Origin of the sequence: Streptomyces sp. NBC_00080 (assembly GCF_045041255.1) — a bacterium.
In the GTDB taxonomy this organism is placed as follows: Bacteria; Actinomycetota; Actinomycetes; order Streptomycetales; family Streptomycetaceae; genus Streptomyces; species Streptomyces coriariae.
Window position 1 is genome coordinate 2879383 of the sequence record NZ_CP108235.1, and the last position, 19641, is coordinate 2899023.

General features: G+C 71.2%; 12 protein-coding genes. 3 read left to right on the plus strand and 9 right to left on the minus strand.

Features of this window, described 5'->3' with window-relative positions; genetic code table 11:
* Positions 1-192: 192 nt before the first annotated feature.
* A complete protein-coding gene (gene proS, locus OHU34_RS12545) occupies positions 193-1608 on the minus strand; it encodes a proline--tRNA ligase (protein WP_142266334.1) in 1416 nt (471 codons plus the stop codon).
* Between the two features lie 200 nt (positions 1609-1808).
* On the opposite strand from proS, the gene OHU34_RS12550 reads away from it, so the two are divergent.
* Positions 1809-2690 (plus strand): class I SAM-dependent methyltransferase, encoded by an 882-nt coding sequence (locus OHU34_RS12550; RefSeq protein ID WP_405766329.1) that lies wholly within the window; start codon positions 1809-1811, stop codon positions 2688-2690.
* A 214-nt stretch (positions 2691-2904) separates the two neighbouring features.
* Here the strand turns inward: OHU34_RS12550 and ffh are convergent, their stop codons facing one another.
* The 5 genes from ffh to OHU34_RS12575 all read right to left on the minus strand — a co-directional run bounded on the left by ffh (position 2905) and on the right by OHU34_RS12575 (position 10554).
* Positions 2905-4455 carry a signal recognition particle protein gene (ffh, locus tag OHU34_RS12555; RefSeq protein ID WP_142266332.1) on the minus strand — a complete coding sequence of 517 codons (1551 nt, stop codon included), beginning with the start codon at positions 4453-4455 and terminating at the stop codon, positions 2905-2907.
* Positions 4456-4577: 122 nt separating this feature from the next.
* On the minus strand, positions 4578-7028 hold the full coding sequence (locus OHU34_RS12560; RefSeq protein ID WP_142266331.1) for a [protein-PII] uridylyltransferase: 2451 nt from the start codon (positions 7026-7028) through the stop codon (positions 4578-4580).
* Positions 7029-7054: 26 nt separating this feature from the next.
* Positions 7055-7393 (minus strand): P-II family nitrogen regulator, encoded by a 339-nt coding sequence (locus OHU34_RS12565; protein WP_003997576.1) that lies wholly within the window; start codon positions 7391-7393, stop codon positions 7055-7057.
* Positions 7390-8733, minus strand: coding sequence for an ammonium transporter (locus OHU34_RS12570; RefSeq protein ID WP_054239735.1), 1344 nt, complete (start codon positions 8731-8733; stop codon positions 7390-7392). Before OHU34_RS12570 ends, OHU34_RS12565 begins: the two co-directional genes overlap by 4 nt.
* A 336-nt stretch (positions 8734-9069) precedes the next feature.
* Complete coding sequence (locus OHU34_RS12575; protein ID WP_142266330.1) at positions 9070-10554, minus strand: hypothetical protein; 1485 nt, start codon at positions 10552-10554, stop codon at positions 9070-9072.
* 447 nt (positions 10555-11001) lie between these two features.
* Here OHU34_RS12575 and OHU34_RS12580 point away from each other — a divergent pair, with 447 nt between their 5' ends.
* Entirely contained in the window at positions 11002-11658 is a 657-nt protein-coding gene (locus OHU34_RS12580; protein ID WP_142266329.1) for a bifunctional DNA primase/polymerase, read from the plus strand.
* Positions 11659-11822: 164 nt separating this feature from the next.
* Here the strand turns inward: OHU34_RS12580 and ftsY are convergent, their stop codons facing one another.
* Entirely contained in the window at positions 11823-13037 is a 1215-nt protein-coding gene (gene ftsY, locus OHU34_RS12585) for a signal recognition particle-docking protein FtsY (protein ID WP_028806667.1), read from the minus strand.
* 176 nt (positions 13038-13213) lie between these two features.
* On the opposite strand from ftsY, the gene OHU34_RS12590 reads away from it, so the two are divergent.
* A complete protein-coding gene (locus OHU34_RS12590) occupies positions 13214-14185 on the plus strand; it encodes an LLM class flavin-dependent oxidoreductase (RefSeq protein WP_142266328.1) in 972 nt (323 codons plus the stop codon).
* An 87-nt stretch (positions 14186-14272) separates the two neighbouring features.
* On the opposite strand, the gene OHU34_RS12595 is transcribed toward OHU34_RS12590, so the two are convergent.
* Positions 14273-15691 (minus strand): sugar porter family MFS transporter, encoded by a 1419-nt coding sequence (locus OHU34_RS12595; RefSeq protein WP_142266327.1) that lies wholly within the window; start codon positions 15689-15691, stop codon positions 14273-14275.
* A gap of 216 nt (positions 15692-15907) precedes the next feature.
* The gene (gene smc / locus OHU34_RS12600; RefSeq protein ID WP_405766335.1) at positions 15908-19465 is read right to left on the minus strand and encodes a chromosome segregation protein SMC; all 3558 of its coding nucleotides are present in this window, start codon (positions 19463-19465) and stop codon (positions 15908-15910) included.
* Positions 19466-19641 lie beyond the last annotated feature (176 nt).

A 19641-nucleotide genomic window follows, 5' to 3' on the forward strand; every position in this document is an offset into this window, starting at 1 on the left:
GTCAGTTGCCGCTGATGCGTCCTGACGAGGGCGGGTGCGCTGATCTGCGGAGAAGCCTCACAGCTCCTACCAAGGTGGTGCGTAGGCCCACGTACGACCCGGCGCGTAGACGATGTCCGCACGCCGGGGTAGGGATGTTCCGCAGGGGCGCAAGAGACGTTTCGGTCGCTCTCACGGGCGGAGGGCGCCGTCTCAGTAAGCGCGCGCGACGACGGCGACGTTACCGGGGGCGTCCCCGTCGTCCGGCACCGACCCGTCCTCCGCGATCAGACAGCGCACGGTCAGCGACTGCTCGGCCAGCCTGGCCTCGCCTTCTTCGCCGAGCGTCGCCCACGGGATGCGCGCCCAGCCGCCGGCTACGGCCGCCTCGGCCGCCTCCTCGATCGTCGAGACGTCCGTCGTGCGGGATTCGCGGCGCTCACGGGACTGCTTCAGCAGCAGCGCCTGGTCCTCTTCGAGGACGGCGGGCAGCAGGGCCTCGATCGCGTCGATCGCCACCGGCTCCTTGCCTCCCGGGATGCGCCGGGCCAGCATCGCGGTGCCGTTCTCCAGGTCACGGGGCCCGATCTCGACGCGGACGGGCACGCCCTTGAGCTCCCAGTCGACCGCGCGCCGCCCGAAGGGGACGTCGGTACGGTCGTCCACCCGGACGCGGAGCCCCGCCGCCTTCAGCCGGTCGCCCAGCTCACGGACCTTGGCCAGAACCGCGTGGTCGCCCTTGATCGCGAGGACGACGACCTGGACCTGGGCCAGCCGCGGCGGCACCCGCAGCCCGTCGTCGTCGCCGTGGGTCATCACCAGGGCGCCGATCATGCGGGTCGTCGAACCCCAGGAGGTCTGCCAGACCAGTTCCTGGGTGCCCTCCTTCGTCAGGTACCGGGTGTTGAAGGCCTTGGCGAAGTTCTGGCCCAGCTCATGGCTGGTGACCATCTGGAGGGCCTTGCCGTCGCCCATCATGGACTCGAGGGTGAGGGTGTTGACGGCGCCCGCGAAACGCTCCTTGACCGTCTTGCGGCCGGAGACGAAGTCGATCGCGAGGACGTTCTCCAGGAAGTCGCCGTAGACCTCGCGCTGGATGCGCGCGGCGAAGTCGCGAGCCTCCTCGTACGTGGCGTGCGCGGTGTGTCCCTCCTGCCAGAGGAACTCGGAGGTCCGCAGGAAGAGGCGGGGCCGCAGCTCCCAACGGACCACGTTGGCCCACTGGTTGATCAGCAGGGGCAGGTCGCGGTAGCTCTGCACCCACTTGGAGAAGTACTCGTTGACGATGGTCTCGGAGGTGGGCCGGACGACCGCCGGCTCCTCCAGCTCCTTGCCGCCCCCGTGCGTCACCACGGCCAACTCGGGCGCGAATCCCTCGACATGGTCCGCCTCGCGCGTGAGGTAGGACTGCGGGATCAGCAACGGGAAGTACGCGTTCTCGGTGCCCGTCTCCTTGATGCGGGCGTCCATCTCCGCCTGCATCCGCTCCCACAGTCCGTAACCGTACGGTCGGATCACCATGGTGCCGCGCACTGGTCCGTTGTCGGCCAGTTCCGCCTTGTTGATCAGATCCTGGTACCAGCGGGGGAAGTCGTCCGCCCGCGGGGTGAGAACGGGAGCCTTTGCCATGGCGCGATGGTACGGCCCCAAGTTGCCGGAATGTGAATTCTCGCCACAGGCACAGCCGGCGCACAAGCGGGGGCCCGAGACCCCTGGACGCCGTCGCGTACGGGGAGTTACCTGGCATACGGGGGGAAGTGCGAGCGCACTGCACGGGGGCCACCTGATCGGTTACTGCGGCAACTCTCGGCGGATTGGGGCGCTTATCCATGACACCTACGCTCGTGCGGCAGCACCTGCCACTCGCGGGGCCGACGCCCCGCGCGGACCCGGGTGCACGCGCGCGTGACTGGTCGGAGATCCAGGAGCGGATGCTGGTCCCGCTCTACGACGCCGTCTACGAGCGACTGGACGTGGGGCCCGGCACCAGGCTCCTCGCCCTCGGCTGCGGCTCGGGGCTCGCCCTGCTGATGGCGGCCTCCAGGGGCGCGGCGGCCCTCACCGGTGTCGAACCCTCCTCACCCGAACGGCTGGCCCTCGCGCGCGAGCGCCTGCTGCCGAAGGAGTCCGGGGAACGGGCCGATGGCGCGCGCGGGGACGGTGACGGCATCCGCCTCACGGACCGGTTGCCGAAGGACACGGCCGGCCCGGGCACGCGCGCGTACGACCTGGTGACCGCGTTCGAGCCGATCGGGTGTCTCGCGGGCGACGCGGACGGGCTCGGCGGTCTGCTCGCGGCCACGACACCGCTCGCCGCTCGCGGGGCGCCGGTGGTGCTCGTCGGCTGGGGTCCGCCGGAACGCTGTGCCACGTCCGCGGTGTTGCGGATCGCGACCAAACTGGCCGAGCCGCTGCGCGGCGGCACGGTCCGGCTGCGCCCGGCGCTGCGCGACGACCTGGAGGAGGTCGCCGGGCGGGCCGGTCTGAGGCCGGACGGATCGGGGCGGGTGGCCTGCCCCTTCGGGTACGCCGACGTGGAGAGCGCCCTCAGGGGCCTGCTGTCCACGGGGCTGTTCGACGCGGCGGTCGCGGCGACGGACCAGGCGCAGGTCGACAAGGAACTGACCGAGGCGCTGCACCCCTACCGGCGCCCGGACGGGACGGTGTGGATGCCGAATGTGTTCCGGTACCTCATCGCGCGGACTCCCTGAAGCTCCCGCGTCTCCCGCGTCTGCCGAGGAGCACGCCTCCTCCCGTGGGCCTTCGCCGGCCGCGTGACGCCCGTGCGCCGGTGCGCGTCCGCCTGCCCGCGCGCGGCCGCTTCCCGTCCGTACGCCGTGTGGGGCGCCCCTCCGCGAACGGAAGAGCGCCCCACACGGTGTACGGACGGGCTCGGCTCGGCGCCGAGCCGCCTGCGGCGGGCCGTCAGCCCATGAACTTCTTGAACTCGTCCGGCAGCTCGAAGTCCTGGGCGCCCTGCTGCGGCAGCCCGAGCGCGTTGCCGCCCTGGGCCTGGGCCTCGCGGCGCTGGGCCTCCTCCAGCTCCTGCTGCTTGCGCTTCATCGGGTTGCCGGAACGCTGCTTGCCCTTGGCCTGCTTCGGCTGCTTCTTCTGCCGGCCGGCGCCGCCACCCATGCCCGGCATCCCCGGCATCCCGGGCATGCCGCCGCCCTGGGCCATCCGGGACATCATCTTGCGCGCCTCGAAGAACCGCTCGACCAGGCCCTTCACCGCGCTGACCTCGACGCCGGAACCCTTGGCGATACGGGCGCGGCGCGAGCCGTTGATGATCGTCGGCTCGTGGCGCTCGGCCGGGGTCATCGACTTGATGATCGCGGCCGTACGGTCGACGTCACGCTCGTCGAGGTTGGCGATCTGATCCTTGATCTGGCCCATGCCGGGCAGCATCCCGAGCAGCTTGCTGATGCTGCCCATCTTCCTGACCTGCTCCATCTGGGCCAGGAAGTCGTCCAGGGTGAAGTCCTGGCCCTTCTTGGACGCCAGCTTGGAGGCCATTTTCTCGGCCTCTTCCTGGCTGAACGTCTTCTCCGCCTGCTCGATCAGGGTGAGCAGGTCACCCATGTCGAGGATGCGGGAGGCCATCCGGTCAGGGTGGAAGGCGTCGAACTCGTCGAGCTTCTCGCCGTTCGACGCGAACATGATCGGCTTGCCGGTCACCGAGGCGATCGACAGGGCCGCGCCACCGCGGGCGTCGCCGTCGAGCTTCGACAGTACGACACCGTCGAAGCCGACGCCGTCGCGGAAGGACTCGGCCGTGTTGACGGCGTCCTGACCGATCATCGCGTCGACGACGAAGAGGATCTCGTCGGGCGAGACGGCGTCGCGGATGTCCGCGGCCTGCCGCATCAGCTCGGCGTCGATGCCGAGCCGTCCTGCGGTGTCCACGATCACGATGTCGTGGACCTTGACCTTGGCGAACTCGATCGAGTCCTTGGCGACCTGGACCGGGTCGCCCACCCCGTTACCGGGCTGTGGGGCGTACACGGCCACGCCGGCGCGCTCGGCGACGACGCTGAGCTGGTTGACGGCGTTGGGGCGCTGGAGGTCACAGGCGACGAGCAGCGGCGAGTGGCCCTGCTCCTTCAGCCAGCGGCCGAGCTTGCCGGCGAGGGTGGTCTTACCGGCGCCCTGGAGACCGGCGAGCATGATCACGGTCGGCGGCTGCTTGGCGAACCGCAGCCGCCGGGTCTCGCCCCCGAGGATCGTGACGAGTTCCTCGTTGACGATCTTCAGGACCTGCTGGGCGGGGTTCAGCGCCCTGGAGACATCGGCGCCGAGAGCGCGTTCCTTGACGTTCTTGATGAACGTGCGGACGACCGGCAGGGCCACGTCCGCTTCGAGGAGTGCGATGCGGATCTCGCGCGCCGTGGCGTCGATGTCCGCTTCGCTCAAGCGCCCCTTGCCGCGCAAGTTCTTGAAGGTCGCTGAAAGGCGATCGGAAAGAGTATCGAACACGGCGGCGTCGGTCCTCGGAGTCGGGGGCAGTCTGAGCGTCTTCCAGGGTATCCGGCCGCGCAAGACATTCGTCCCCGCCTGCTGCAATCAGCGGGCGGGGACGTGTGCCACGCGGCACACGGTCACGCCCGCAGTGTCTCCTCCAGCTTGCGGGTCACCGAGGCGGCCTCGTCGCCGGGCAGCGGCTCACCTTCGGCCCCGGTGACGTAGAAGGCGTCCACGGCGTTCGCGCCGAGGGTCGAGACGTGCATGCTGCGGACCCGCAGTCCCTCGTCCTCCAGGGCGCGGCCGATCCGGAACAGCAGCCCCGGCGCGTCCTGCGCGCGTACCTCGATGACCGTCGCGTGCCGGGAGGCCGCCGGGGCCACCGTCACCCGCGGCGGAGGGGCGACCACGCCCCGCCGACGGGGGTAGGCGGCGTCCCGTTCCGCGAGCCGTCCGGCGATGTCCAGCGAGCCGTCCAGGGCGCGTACCAGGTCGGCGCGCAGCCGGGCCGCCTGGGGCAGGGAGCCGTACTCGGCGGCGACCCGCCAGTTCAGCAGCAGGACGGAGCCCTCGACCCCGGTCGGCAGGTCCAGGGCACGCAGCTCGGCGGTGCGGACGGTCAGCCGGTGCATGGCGAGGACACCGGCCACCGCGGGCAGCACACCCGCCTGGTCGGGGACGGCGATGAGCAGTTCCACACCGAGCGGCTCGGGATCGTCCGCCGGACGGTCCTCCGCGGGGGGCTCGGTCTGGGCGCGCAGGGCCAGCACCGGGCTGCTGGTGGCGACCGCCTCGATGGCGAGCCGTTCCTGCTCGGCGGTGGGCGCGGCGGCGTCGGGCTCGTCCGGCTCGTCCCCGGCGAGCACCGCCGCCACCCGCTTGACCAGGTCCGCCACGAGCGAACCTCGCCAGGACGACCAGGCGGCGGGGCCGGTGGCCAGCGCGTCCGCCTCGGTGAGCGCGTGCAGCAGCTCCAGGGTGCTCTGCGAGCCGACCGCCTCGGCGACCGAGCGGACCGTGGCCGGGTCCTCCAGGTCGCGCCGGGTGGCCGTCTCGATCAGCAGCAGGTGATGCCGTACGAGCGTGGAGAGGACGGCGACGTCGGCGCGGTCGAAGCCGATCCGGGCGGCGACGTCCTTGGCGATGATCTCGCCCGCGACCGAGTGGTCGCCTGGCCAGCCCTTGCCGATGTCGTGCAGCAGCGCGGAGACCAGCAGAAGGTCGGGGCGGCTGACCCGGCGGGTGAACTCGGAGGCGCGGACGGCGGTCTCGATGAGGTGCCGGTCGACGGTCCAGATGTGCACGGCGTTGCGCTGCGGGCGGCAGCGCACCCGCTCCCAGTCGGGCAGCAGCCGCGTGATCAGGCCCTCGGCCTCCAGCGCCTCCCAGACCTCGATGGTGGGCTGGCCCGAGCCGAGCAGGGTCACGAGCTGCTCACGCGCCTCGGCGGGCCAGGGCGTGGGCAGCGGGCGCACGGTGGCGGCGAGGCGCCGTACGGCGTGCAGGGAGAGCGGGAGGCCTGCCTGCGCGGCGGCGGCCGCGGCGCGCAGCGGGAGCACGGGGTCGCGTTCGGGGCGTGCGGCACGGGCGAGCACCACCTCGCCGTCCTGCTCCACCACCCCTTCGGCCAGCGGGGACCGTTCGGTGGCGGGCTTGGCACCGCCGCCCAGCATGGCGCGCAGCCGCGGCCGCACGGCACGTGAACGCAGCACGCGCCCCACTTCGCGCCAGGTGACATCACTCGCGTACGAGATGACGCGGGCCGCCTCGTACACCTGCCGCAGCAGCGTGTCGGCGTCCAGCAGGCCCAGCTCGGCGGCCACCTGGTCCTGCTCCTGGAGGGCCAGGCGGTCGGTGGCGCGGCCGGTGGCCAGGTGCAGGGCGTCCCGCACGTCGAGGAGCCGGCGCCGGGCTTCGTCGAGGCCTTCGCGGGGCGCGTCGGCCAGCCAGGAGGCGGCGACGGCCCGCAGCGCGGTGGCGTCCCTCAGCCCGCCCCGCGCCTCCTTGAGGTCCGGCTCCAGCAGGTACTGGAGCTCGCCCTGGCGTTCGGCGCGCTCGACGCAGAGTTCCTGGAGCTCGGGGAGACGCTTGGGCGCCTGGTTGCGCCAGTCGGCGAGGACGGCCGTACGGAGTCCCGCCGTGAGACCGGGGTCGCCGACGAGGTGGCGGGCGTCGAGGAGGCCGAGCTGGACCTTGAGGTCCTCCCCGGCGGTCTTGCGGGCCTCGGCCGGGGTGCGCACGGAATGGTCCAGTGCGAGGCCCAGGTCCCACACGGGGTACCAGAGCCGGTCGGCGAGGGCGGCGACCGCCTTGGGGTCGGCGCCGTCGTGCAGCAGCAGGAGGTCGAGGTCGCTGCGCGGGGACAGCTCGCCCCGGCCGTAGCCGCCGACGGCGACCAGGGACACGCCCTTCAGATCCTCGGTACCGGCCGTGAAGAGCCCCGAGAGCCAGTCGTCGGTCAGTTCCGCGAGGGCGGAACGGCGCGGCGGCCCGGACCGCGCCCCCTCGGTGAGGAGGCGCAGCCGGGCCGCCGCGTAGCCGCTGGGTCCCGAGTCCTCTGCATCCTTGCGCACATCCGTACTCGTCACCCAGCGACTCCTGTTCTGTTCTGCCGTCAGAGCGCGTCCGGGCCGCGCTCGCCGGTGCGGACCCGTACGGCCGTCTCGACCGGGAGGGACCAGACCTTGCCGTCACCGATCTTGCCGGTACGGGCCGCCTTGACGATGACGTCGATCAGCTGCTCGGCGTCGTCGTCCTCGGCCAGCACCTCGATGCGGATCTTGGGAACGAGGTCGACCGTGTACTCGGCGCCGCGGTAGACCTCGGTGTGTCCCCGCTGACGACCGTAACCGCTGGCCTCGGTGACCGTCAGACCGTGGACGCCGAAGGCCTGAAGGGCTTCCTTGATCTCGTCGAGCCGGTGGGGCTTCACGACGGCGGTGATGAGCTTCATGCGTCCACCTTCTTGCTCGCGTCGGTGACCGCGGTCGGGAGGGCGGTCGTGCGGGCGGCGCCGCCGCCGGCCCCGCTGAAGTCGTATGCGGTCTCGGCGTGCTCGGCCTGGTCGATGCCGGCCACCTCGTCGTCCTCGGAGACCCGCATGCCGATGGTCTTGTCGAGGAGGAAGGCGAGGATCGCGGAGACCACCAGCGAGTAGGCGAGGACCGCGAAGACACCGGCGCACTGCTTCCACAGCTGGTCGAAGGAGTGGTTGCCGTAGAAGACACCGGTCGCCGTGGACTGGCCCTTGCCGCTGGCGAAGAAGCCGATCAGCAGCGAGCCGACGACACCGCCGACCAGGTGGACCCCGACGACGTCGAGCGAGTCGTCGTAGCCGAACTTGTACTTCAGGCCGACGGCCATGGCGCACAGGAGTCCGGCGATGGCACCGACGGCGATCGCGCCGAGCGGGGTGACCGCACCACCCGAGGGGGTGATGGCGACCAGACCGGCGACCGCGCCGGAGGCGGCGCCCAGCGTGGTGAACGCGCCGTGCCGGATCTTCTCGTAGACGAGCCAGGCCAGCATGGCGGCGGCGGTGGCGACCTGCGTGTTGACGAACATCAGCGCGCCGACGCCGTCGTCGTTGCCGAGCCACGAGCCGGCGTTGAAGCCGAACCAGCCGAACCACAGCAGACCGGCGCCGAGCATGACCAGCGGCAGGCTGTGCGGGCGCATCGGGTCCTTCTTGAACCCGACGCGCTTGCCGATGACGAGGATCACGCCGAGGGCCGCGGCACCGGCGTTGATGTGCACCGCCGTACCACCGGCGAAGTCGATGACGCCCAGCTCGAAGGCCCAGCCGCCGGCGCCCCAGACCCAGTGCGCGACCGGGAAGTAGACGACCGTGGCCCACAGGGCGACGAACAGCGCCCACGCGGAGAACTTGACGCGGTCGGCCAGCGCACCGCTTATCAGGGCGGGCGTGATGATCGCGAACATCATCTGGAAGACCATGAACACGAAGATCGGGATGGTGTAGCCGTCCCACAGCTCCGTCAGGCCGATGTTGCTGAGACCGACCCAGTCGGAATTCCAGCCGATGAGGCTGCCGGAGTCGGTGCCGAAAGCGAGGGAGAAGCCGTACAACACCCACAGGATGGTGACGATGCCGATGCTGATGAAACTCATCATCAGCATGTTGAGCGTGCTCTTGACGCGGACCATGCCTCCGTAGAAGAAGGCGAGGCCCGGGGTCATGATCAGCACCAGGGCGGAACAGATGAGCATGAAGCCTGTGTTCGCGGACGACAGCGTGGGTGCGTCCGCCGCAAGCGTGATGGCTGCTGCCATCGGCGTCTCCTCGTCGTAGGTACGGCCCCGTGCGGGCGAAGCCAGTGCGGGTCGTGAGGGGTGGGCCGGTTATGCGCCATGAGATTCGCGCAGCGCGGTTTCGGTGGACGCCCCTCGTTGTTTCGCCGCTGTGACGAAGGCGCCTCGTGCGTTACGCCTCGATGAACTGGCTGATGTTCGTCGAATGGATCGTTATCGTGGCGCAACCTTCGGAGAACGCAATAAACCGGCCGCGGGCGGCCTTCCGAATGACCTGGCATGGGGGAGCCGAGTCGGGCAGTTCGGGAGGGCCGGCCGCGGCCGGAGTCCAGGGTCGTGCTCTGTGGATCAGCCGGATCAGACCGCTTCGGCCGTCTCCGGCAGCTCGATGGTGAGGCGCTCGGTCAGGTCCACGACCTCGGAGAGATCCCCGAAGTCGCGTACGGCGCTGTCGACGGTCTTTCGGATACGAGTGTTGACGCGCTCGGAGCGCACCTTCTTGGCCTCCTTCATGGCCTGGGTGGCGAGGGTGGCGCTCTGCTCGGGCTCACGCTGGAGGAGGTGCACCGTGGCCATGCCGATCAGGTTCAGCACGTACGACCGCTGGTGGTCGTGGTCGCCCGCGAACAGCTGCACGGCCTTGCGCATCAGGGGCTCGGCCAGCGAGGCGTAGGTGGGGCTGCGGCCGGCGACGTAGGCGAGGTCGCGGAACGAGTGGCTGTTCTCGCCGTAGAGCTCGGCCTCGGAGAAGAAGCGGATCCAGTCGGGGTCCGGCTCGTCCCACTCGTCCGATTCGGCGAAGGTGTCCTCGGCCATCCGCACCGCCCTCTTGCACCGGCCGGGCTGCCCCATGTTGGCGTAGGCGCGGGCCTCCATCGCATACAGCATCGACTGGGTGCGCGGGCTCGCGCAGTCCCGGCTGCCGTACTGCGCGAGGTGGATCAGTTCCAGGGCGTCCTCGGGTCGGCCCAGGTGGATCATCTGGCGGCTCATGCTGGACAGCACGTAACTGCCGAGCGGCCGGTCGCCGGCCTCCTTCGACGCGTGCAGGGCGAGCACGAAGTACTTCTGCGCGGTGGGCTGGAGCCCCACGTCGTAGCTCATCCAGCCCGCGAGTTCCGCCAGTTCGGCGGCGACCTTGAAGAGCCTCCTCGCGGTGGACTCGGGTTGCGGCTCCTGGAGGAGGTCCGTCACCTCGTGCAGCTGCCCGACGACCGCCTTGCGGCGCAGCCCGCCGCCGCACTGGGCGTCCCACTGCCGGAACATCACGGTGGTGGACTCCAGCAGGTCCAGCTCGGGCCGGGAGAGCCGGCCGCGGGCCCGGCTGGTCGGCATCGAGTCCGGTTCCTCGAGCGGGGCGGGCGGCGAGGGGACGAGCCAGCGCTGCATGGGCTCGATGAGCGACGGGCCCGCGCACAGCGCGAGCGAGGTCCCGAGGAAGCCGCGCCGCGCCAGCATCAGGTCGCTGCGGGAGAACTCGCTGAGCTGGGCCACCGTCTGCGGGGCCGTCCACGGCAGGTCGACGCCGGTCACGGAGGGCGCCTGGCGCGCGGCGCGCAGCCCGAGGTCCTCGACGGAGACGACACAGCCGAACCGCTCGGAGAACAGCTCGGACAGGATCCTCGGGATGGGCTCGCGGGGGTTCTCGCCGTCCAGCCAGCGACGCACGCGCGAGGTGTCCGTGGAGATGTGGTTGGCACCCAACTGGCGTGCCCGGCGGTTGACTTGACGGGCGAGTTCACCCTTCGACCAGCCGCTGCGCACGAACCACGAAGAGAGCAGCTCGTTCGGGCGCTTGTCCCCACCCGCAGCGTTGTTTCCGCTTCCGCCGTTGCCGCTCACTGGAACGCCCCCATCCCTGAGACCACTTGTCACTGAGTGCGCCAAGCCTTATCAGAATGCCGGTAAATACGGCCTGCCGTACGGTACTTGTCACCCTTCGAACGGAAAGCCGACTTGCCTCCGGCATACCCACAAGCGCATGTGCCTCCAGGACCCGCACACTCAAAGTAATCCTACGATCACGGCTCCGGCCACGAGGATCCCGGAAACGCCACCATTCGCCACCCCTTCGAATGAACTCCCGGTGACTCGTACGCGATTCACTTGACATAGGACAGCCGGGAGTGAGCGGAGCGAAGCACTCAGGGGCGCGCGCCGCCCGACACACCACCCGGAGCGCTTCCAGGCGCTGCCTGGATCGAGCGGTCGACGGGAAGCGGAAGCACACAGAGTCACGACGATCGACCGCTGCGTAACCATCGGCGCGTCGAACCCGTTGGAGGGGGCATGGGCTTCACGATCGGCGGCATTCGCGAGATCCGCTCCGGCGCGCGCAGGCGCGGTCGCTCGTCCGAGTGCACCGCCGTCGCCGAGTTCACGGGACTGTGGGGCTGGGACGCGGTGCCCGGCGCGCGGGCCGCGGCGGGCGTCTGCTCGTGCGGGCGCTCCGACTGTCGCGAACCGGGCGCGCATCCCCTGGCGTTCGCACCCCGGGTCCCCGCCGGGGCCACGCTCGACGACGTGAGCAGAACCTGGTCGGAGTTCCCGGGCGCCGCGGTCATGCTGCCCGTCGGGCGCGCGTTCGACGTGATCGACGTCGCCGGGCCCGCCGGCCGTCGCGCCCTGGTCCGGCTGGAGCGTATGGGTCTCCCCCTCGGCCCGGTGACCGCCACCCCCGAGGGCCGCACCCAGTTCTTCGTCGCGCCCGGCGCCGCCGCCGAACTGACCGGGCTGCTCTACCGCATGGGCTGGGACGACCCGACCGCCCTGGATCTGCGCGGCCTGGGCCCCGGCACCTGCATCACGGCCCCGCCCTCCGACCGCGGCGGGCTCGGCCCGGTGCGCTGGCTGCGCCCACCCGCACTGGACTCGGCCACCCGCCCGCCTCAGGCCCGCCTGCTGCTGGGCACCCTGGCCTATCTGGCCCACCGGTCGCGCGCCTGAGCCGTACGGCGCGCACACAGCCGAGCGCCCGCTCCCACTGCACCTGGGGGCGGGCGCTTCTCGCTTCTTCACGCCTGGACCGGCGCCGCTCTCGCGGATCCGGCGGATCGCCGTCGTGGGACCTCACCGGACGGTTGCGGTCCCCGCGCGGTGACCGACGGCCCTCAGTCGCCGATAAGGGCATCCACGAAGGCCTCCGGCTCGAAGGGCGCCAGGTCGTCCGCGCCCTCGCCGAGTCCGATCAGCTTGACCGGGACGCCCAGCTCGCGCTGGACCGCGATCACGATGCCGCCCTTCGCCGTGCCGTCCAGCTTGGTCAGGACGATGCCGGTGATGTTCACGACCTCGGCGAAGACACGGGCCTGGACGAGACCGTTCTGCCCAGTGGTGGCGTCGAGGACGAGCAGCACCTCGTCGAGCGGCGCGTGCTTCTCGACGACCCGCTTGACCTTGCCGAGCTCGTCCATGAGCCCGGTCTTGGTGTGCAGCCGCCCCGCGGTGTCGATGAGGACGACGTCCACCCCCATCTCCTTGCCCTCCTTCACCGCGTCGAACGCGACGGAGGCGGGGTCGCCCGCCTCGGGGCCCCGCACCGTGTGTGCGCCGACGCGCTCGCCCCAGGTCTGGAGCTGGTCGGCGGCGGCGGCGCGGAAGGTGTCGGCGGCACCGAGGACGACGGTCCGTCCGTCGGCCACGAGCACACGCGCGAGCTTGCCGGTGGTGGTGGTCTTGCCGGTGCCGTTGACCCCGACGACCATCACGATGCCCGGCTTGCGCTCCTCGGGCTCGGTCTTCACGGTGCGGTCGACCTCGGTGCCGACCAGCGTGAGCAGTTCCTCGCGCAGCAGGCTGCGCAGCTCCTCGGGAGTGCGGGTGCCGAGCACCCTGACGCGCTCGCGCAGCCGCTCGACCAGCTCCTGGGTGGGCTGCACGCCGACGTCGGCGGTGAGCAGCGTGTCCTCGATCTCCTCCCAGGTGTCCTCGTCGAGGTGCTCGCGGGAGAGCAGCGTGAGCAGGCCCTTGCCGAGGGCGTTCTGCGAGCGGGACAGACGGGCGCGGAGGCGGACCAGCCGCCCCTCGGTGGGTTCCGGGATCTCGAGCTCGGGAACCTCGAGAGGGGGGACGACGGGCGGTTCCTCGACGGCTGTGCCGGTCGGGCCGCCGTCGGGAAGATCCACCTCCTCTATCGTGCGGCGCGGTTCGTCGCGCGGCGTCTCGGCCTCGTCGCCGACATGCGGCTCGGCCGGAGGGGCGGTGATGTCGGGCGTGGTGGGGGGCGGCGGGGGCAGCGACTTCTTCCGTCGGCTGCCGACCACGAGCCCGCCGAGCACACCGAGCACGACCACGGCGATGACTACAGCAAGGATGACGGTTTCCATAACCCGTCCAGTATGCGTGACCCCTCCCCGCCGGTGCGGGTGGCGACCCGGCCGCGCGTCAGTCCGTCACGACGGCTCGGGTCATGGCCGGAGCGTACCGCCGGCTCGTACCGACCCATGGCGATCTGACACAACGTCAGCTACGGTCCCCCACATCCGCCGAAGGGGGGCCTCCCATGCCCGTCACCGTCGTCCGTTTCAACCTCGTCGCTCCCGGCGCGACCCCGGCCGAGCTCGGTGTGCGGTACCGGGCCGCTCTGGAGATGGCCGCGTACGCCGACGAGTGCGGGGTCACGACCGTACAGACCGAGGAGCATCACGGGGCCGAGAACAACTGGCTGCCGTCGCCGTTCGCCTTCGCGGGCGCCGTGCTCGGCGCGACCCGGCGGCTCGCGGTCACCGTCTCGGCGGTGATCGGCCCGCTGCACGACCCGCTGCGGCTGGCCGAGGACATCGCGGTGCTCGACCTGCTGAGCGGCGGCCGGCTGGTCACGGTCGCCGGAATCGGGTACCGGCCCGAGGAGTACGAGCGGGCGGGGGTGGACTGGAAGCGGCGCGGGCGGCTCCAGGACGAGCTTCTCGACACCCTGCTCAAGGCCTGGACCGGCGAGGAGTTCGAGTACCGGGGCCGTACGGTACGGGTCACCCCGCGTCCGTCCTCCGCACCGCACCCGCTGCTGCTGGTCGGCGGCTCATCGAAGGCGGCCGCCCGCCGGGCCGCCCGGCTCGGCCTGCCCTTCTTCCCCAGCGCGCACCTTCCGGAGCTGGAGGCGTACTACAAGGAGCGGCTCGTGGAGTACGGGACGGAGGGCTGGACGATGATGCCGGCCGCCGAGACCCCGCTGCTGCACATCGCCGAGGATCCGGACCGGGCGTGGGCCGAGTACGGCGGGCACTTCCTGCACGAGGCACGGACGTACGCGTCCTGGCAGTCCGGCGAGATCCGCTCGGCCGTGCGGTCGGCGGCGGGCAGCGTCCAGGAGCTCCGGGACGAGGGGGTCTACCGGATCCTCACACCGGACGAGTGTGTGGCGCAGGGGCTCGACAACCTCGTCCTGCATCCGCTGGCCGGCGGGATGCCGACGGCGGAGGGGTGGCGCGGACTGCGGCTGTTCTGCGAGGACGTGCTGCCCCGGCTCGACGGGTGAGCCGGGGCAGCACGTCCTACGGGTATCGAGGAGCGGGCAGCGGGGATGTGGCCCGGCTCCTCGAGTTCAGGGGCCTCTTCGGGAGGCTCAGCCCATCTCCTCCAGCGACTTGCCCTTCGTCTCCTTGACGTACTTCAGGACGAACGGGATGGAGAGCGCGGCGAAGGCCGTGTAGATCACGTAGGTCGCGGAGAGGTTCCAGTCGGCCAGCGACGGGAAGCTCGCGGTGATGGCCCAGTTGGCGATCCACTGCGCGGAGGCGGCCACGCCGAGGGCGGCGGCACGGATCCGGTTGGGGAACATCTCGCCGAGGAAGACCCAGACGACGACACCCCAGGACAGGGCGAAGAAGAGGACGAACACGTGGGCGGCGATCAGGGCGATCCAGCCCTGGGTGGCCGGCAGCTTGCCGTCGACCAGGTCGAAGGAGAACGCCCAGGCCTCCAGCCCGAGGCCGACGACCATGCCGACGGAGCCGATGAGGGCCAGCGGCTTGCGGCCGACGCGGTCGACGAAGATCATCGCGATCACGGTGCCGACGATGTTGATGATCGACGTGGTGAAGGAGTAGAAGAACGAGTCCGTCGGGTCGACGCCGACCGACTGCCACAGCGTCGAGGAGTAGTAGAACGCGACGTTGATGCCGACGAACTGCTGGAAGACCGACAGGCCGATACCGACCCAGACGATCGGCTTGAAGAAGAAGGAGCCGCCGAGCAGGTCCTTGAAGGTGGACTTGTGCTCGCTCTTCATCGCGTGCTCGATCTCGGCGACGCGGGCGTCCAGGTCGATCTTGTCGCCCTCGACCTCTTCCAGGATGTCGCGGGCCCGCTCGCGCTTGCCTACGGAGATCAGGAAGCGCGGGGACTCGGGGATGGCGAAGGAGAGCAGGCCGTAGAGGACGGCCGGGACCACCATGACGCCCAGCATGACCTGCCAGGCCTCCAGACCCATGAGCTCGCCGCGCTGGTCGCCGCCGGCGGCGTTCAGCAGGCCCCAGTTGACCAGCTGCGAGATCGCGATGCCGATGACGATCGCGGCCTGCTGGAAGGAACCGAGGCGGCCGCGGTAGGCGGGCGGGGCGACCTCCGCGATGTAGGCGGGGCCGATGACGGAGGCCATACCGATGGCGAAGCCGCCGACGACCCGCCACGCGGCGAAGTCCCACAGCGCGAAGGGCAGCGCCGAGCCGACGGCGCTGACGGTGAACAGCACGGCGGCGATCTGCATGACCCGGATGCGGCCGATGCGGTCGGCGATGCGGCCGGCGGTCGCGGCGCCGATGGCGCAGCCGATCAGGGCGATGGCGATGACCTGCGCCAGGGCTGCGGAGCCGACGTCGTAGCGGTCCCGGATGGCCTCGACCGCGCCGTTGATGACGGAGCTGTCGTAGCCGAAGAGGAAGCCGCCCATCGCGGCCGCCGCCGCGATGAAGATGACGTGCCCGAGATGATCGGGGTGAGCCGTCGCGGCTCCTGACTTTTGTGCCTGCTCTGTGCTGGTCACGTTCAACTCCTCGGGCCGCCGGCAACGCCGCCGACGGGATCAACACCTCCAGATAGGTGGCACCTGAAGGTAAAAGCAACGGTGCCGAGACTATGCCTTCAAGTGTCGAAGTCAAGAGGGGGTGACTGTGACTTTTCAGCGCACACGTGTGGAGTATGTGTTCAACTCTTGAAGAACCGCTCGGGGCTTGCTTTCGGATACCCCGCTCCGGCCCGCTCAGCGCAGACGCTGGCTGATGACCTTCGACACACCGTCGCCCTGCATGGACACGCCGTACAGCGCGTCGGCGACCTCCATCGTGCGCTTCTGGTGCGTGATCACGATCAGCTGCGAGGACTCCTGGAGCTCCTGCATGATCCGGATCAGCCGCTGCAGGTTGGTGTCGTCGAGGGCGGCCTCGACCTCGTCCATGACATAGAACGGGCTGGGCCGGGCCTTGAAGATCGACACCAGCATGGCGACGGCGGTCAGCGACCGCTCGCCACCGGAGAGCAGGCTGAGTCGCTTGACCTTCTTGCCGGGCGGACGGGCCTCGACGTCGACGCCCGTGGTGAGCATGTTGTCGGGGTCGGTCAGGATCAGCCGCCCCTCGCCGCCCGGGAAGAGCCGGCTGAACACACCCTCGAACTGTCGTGCGGTGTCCCGGAACGCCTCGGTGAAGACCTGCTCGACCCGCTCGTCGACCTCCTTCACGACCTGAAGAAGGTCGGCACGGGTCTTCTTGAGGTCCTCCAACTGCTCGCTGAGGAACTTGTGCCGCTCCTCCAGCGCGGAGAACTCCTCCAGGGCAAGCGGGTTCACCTTGCCCAGCTGCTGATAGGCGCGTTCGGCCGCCCGCAGTCGCTTCTCCTGCTCGGCCCGCAGGAAACGCCTCGGCTGGTTGCGCGGGTCCTCGGGGTCCTCCGGCAGCACCTCGCCCTCGGCGGGCGGCGAGGGCGGCACCGGCTGGTGGGGCCCGTACTCGGAGACGAGCCCCGCGGGTTCCACCCCCAGCTCCTCCAGCGCCTTGGTCTCCAACTGTTCGATCCGCATCCGCTTCTCGGCGCCGAGCACCTCGCCGCGGTGGACCGAGTCCGTCAGCTTGTCCAGCTCGGCCTTGAGGTCGCGCCCGGCGGTGCGGGCGGCGGCCAGTTCCTGCTCGCGCCGCGCCTTGGCGGCATCGGCGGCGACCCGCTCCGCCTCGGCCCGTCCGAGCGACACCTCGACATGGGTGAGCAGTTGGCGCGCACCGGAGGCCACGGCTTCCGCGACGGCGGCCTCGTGCCGCAGCCGCGCCCGCCGCTGCTCGGCACGCGCGCGTGCCTCGCGTTCCGCCCGCGCGGCCCGGTCCAGCGAGTCGGCCCGCCCGGCCAGCCCCTTCACCCGCTCCTCGTGCGTACGGACCTGGAGCCGCGCCTCCATCTCGGTCTGCCGGGCGTTGGCCCCGTCCGCGGCGAGCCGGTCGCGCGCCGAGGTGTCGGGCTCCTCCTCGACCGGCATCTCCTCGGCGACGGCCAGCCGTTCGGCCAGTTCCTCGGCCTCCTCCACGGCCCGGTCCAGCGCCTCCTGCGCCCGCGCCGCGGCCGCCGTGGACCGCTCGGCCTCACCGGCGGCGCCCCGCGCCTGTCCCGCGAGCCGCCCGAGCTGCTGGGCCACGGCCGACTTCTCCCGGTCGGCGGCCCGCCGCCGCTCCCCCGACTCCTCGACGAGCGCGGCACACTCCTTGCGCCGCTCCCCCGCCGCGAGCTGCGCGCCGGTCAACTCCGCGCACCGCACGGCCAGCTCCTCGAGCTCGGCCGCGGCCTCGTCGACGGACGCCTGCACCTCCAGCAGACTGGGCGCGCCGGCGGACCCGCCGTGCGCGAAGTGCGCCCCCAGCAGGTCGCCCTCGGCGGTGACGGCGGTCAGATCGGGCCTGGCGTAGACGACCTCCTCGGCCTCCTCCAGCGTGCCGACGACGACGATCCCCCGCAGCAGGCGCCGTACGGCGGGCAGGAGATCGGCGGGGCCCCGGACGAGGTCGGCGGCGTACGGCGGCCCATCGGTCCCCCGCGGCTCCTGGGGTACGTCGTCCGGAGCGCCGCTCAGCAACAGCGCGGCCCGGCCCCCGTCCTGCTTGCGCAGCAGGCGGATCGCCTCGGCGGCCGCGGACGGACCGGTCACGGCGAGGGCGTCCGCCGCCGCCCCGAAGGCCGCCGCGAGGGGGACCTCGTACCCCTGCGTCACCGTCAGCAGTTCGGCCGCCGGACCCAGCAGTCCGCTCAGCCGGTCCCGTGCGCCGAGCAGCGCGCCCGTGCCGTCCTTGCGGCGCAGGCCCATCGCCAGGGTCTCGTGGCGGGCCTGGGTCGCGGCGCGGCTGCGTTCGGCCCCCGTGAGTGCCTCGCGGGCGGCGGTGAGAGCGGCCTCCGCCTCGACGAGCCGCTGTTTGGCCGCCTCGTGCTGTTCCCCGAGTTCCCGGTCACCCGCGTCGAGGCCGTCGACCTCCGCCTTGAGCTCCTCGTACTCCTCCTGCGCGGCGACGGCCCGCTCCTGGGCCTCGTCGCGGGCGGCGGCGAGCCGGTCGATCTCGGCCTGGGCGGAGGCGGCACGCGAACGGGCCGCGTTGACCTGGCCGTTCAGGCGGGCCAGGCCTTCACGGCGGTCGGCGATGGCCCGGGCGACGTCCTTCAGTCGCCGTTCCTCGACGGCGAGCTCGCGCTCCAGGTCGGCGCGGTGGGAGACGGTGTCGTCGAGCGCGTGCTGGGCCGCCTCGAGGGCGGCCTCCAGCTCGGCCTCCTGCTCGCGGACCCGGGCGGCCTCGCGCTCCATGTCCTCGGGCTCGCGGCCGCGGCGTTCCTCGGGCGGCGCGGAGGTGGCGCTCTTCACGCGTGCGTCGGCGAGCGAGATCGTGCCGCGGACGCGCTCGGCGAGCTGGGACAGCTCGTACCAGGTCTGCTGGGCGCGCTGGAGGCGCGGTGCGAGCCGGCGGACCTCGTCCTCCAGCAGGGACTCCCGCTGGAGGGCCTTGCGCAGTTCCTGCTCGGCGGCCTCCTTGCGCTCCTTGAGGGCGGCCTCGTCGGCGACCTCGGTCCGCAGTGCCTCGCGCAGCCGTACGAGATCGTCGGCGAGGAGGCGCAGGCGGGCGTCGCGCAGGTCGGCCTGGATGACGGCGGCGCGGCGGGCGACGGCGGCCTGACGGCCGAGGGGCTTGAGTTGACGCCGTAGTTCGTCGGTCAGGTCCTGCACGCGCGCGAGGTTGGCCTGCATCGCGTCCAGTTTCCTGAGCGCTTTCTCCTTGCGCTTGCGGTGCTTGAGGACGCCCGCTGCCTCCTCGATGAAGGCGCGGCGGCCCATCGGATCGGCGTGCAGGACGGAGTCGAGCTGGCCCTGGCCGACGATGACGTGCATCTCGCGGCCGATGCCGGAGTCGGACAACAGGTCCTGGATGTCGAGGAGCCGGCAGGTGTCACCGTTGATCTGGTACTCGCTGCCGCCGTTGCGGAACATGATCCGCGTGATGGTGACCTCGGCGTACTCGATGGGCAGCGCCCCGTCGGAGTTGTCGATGGTCAGGGACACCTCGGCGCGGCCCAGCGGGGGGCGGCCGGTGGTGCCGGCGAAGATGACGTCCTCCATCTTGCCGCCGCGCAGCGACTTCGCGCCCTGCTCGCCCATGACCCAGCTGAGTGCGTCGACGACGTTGGACTTGCCCGAGCCGTTCGGTCCGACGACGCACGTGATCCCCGGTTCGAACCTGAGCGTGGTCGCCGAGGCGAACGACTTGAACCCCCGGAGGGTCAGGGCCTTGAGGTGCACGGCGCTGGACTCTACCTTCCGGGGGTGTCTCACTCCATGAACCCGCGGTTTCACCCATGAACGCGCAGGGCACACCCAACGTTAAGAGACTGAAAGGGTGCGCGGGGGAGGCAAAAGAGCGAGCAGGACGACGGCGGTAAAGACGAGGCGGGGGAAAGAAAGAAGGGACGCCGAAG

What these genes read in the sequence shown, in the direction of transcription:
- ftsY (WP_028806667.1), bottom strand. Translation starts at nt 13,037, where the DNA reads ATGGAAACCGTCATCCTTGCTGTAGTCATCGCCGTGGTCGTGCTCGGT.
- OHU34_RS12550 (WP_405766329.1), top strand. Translation starts at nt 1,809, where the DNA reads ATGACACCTACGCTCGTGCGGCAGCACCTGCCACTCGCGGGGCCGACG.
- OHU34_RS12565 (WP_003997576.1), bottom strand. Translation starts at nt 7,393, where the DNA reads ATGAAGCTCATCACCGCCGTCGTGAAGCCCCACCGGCTCGACGAGATC.
- OHU34_RS12570 (WP_054239735.1), bottom strand. Translation starts at nt 8,733, where the DNA reads ATGGCAGCAGCCATCACGCTTGCGGCGGACGCACCCACGCTGTCGTCC.
- OHU34_RS12590 (WP_142266328.1), top strand. Translation starts at nt 13,214, where the DNA reads ATGCCCGTCACCGTCGTCCGTTTCAACCTCGTCGCTCCCGGCGCGACC.
- OHU34_RS12580 (WP_142266329.1), top strand. Translation starts at nt 11,002, where the DNA reads ATGGGCTTCACGATCGGCGGCATTCGCGAGATCCGCTCCGGCGCGCGC.
- proS (WP_142266334.1), bottom strand. Translation starts at nt 1,608, where the DNA reads ATGGCAAAGGCTCCCGTTCTCACCCCGCGGGCGGACGACTTCCCCCGC.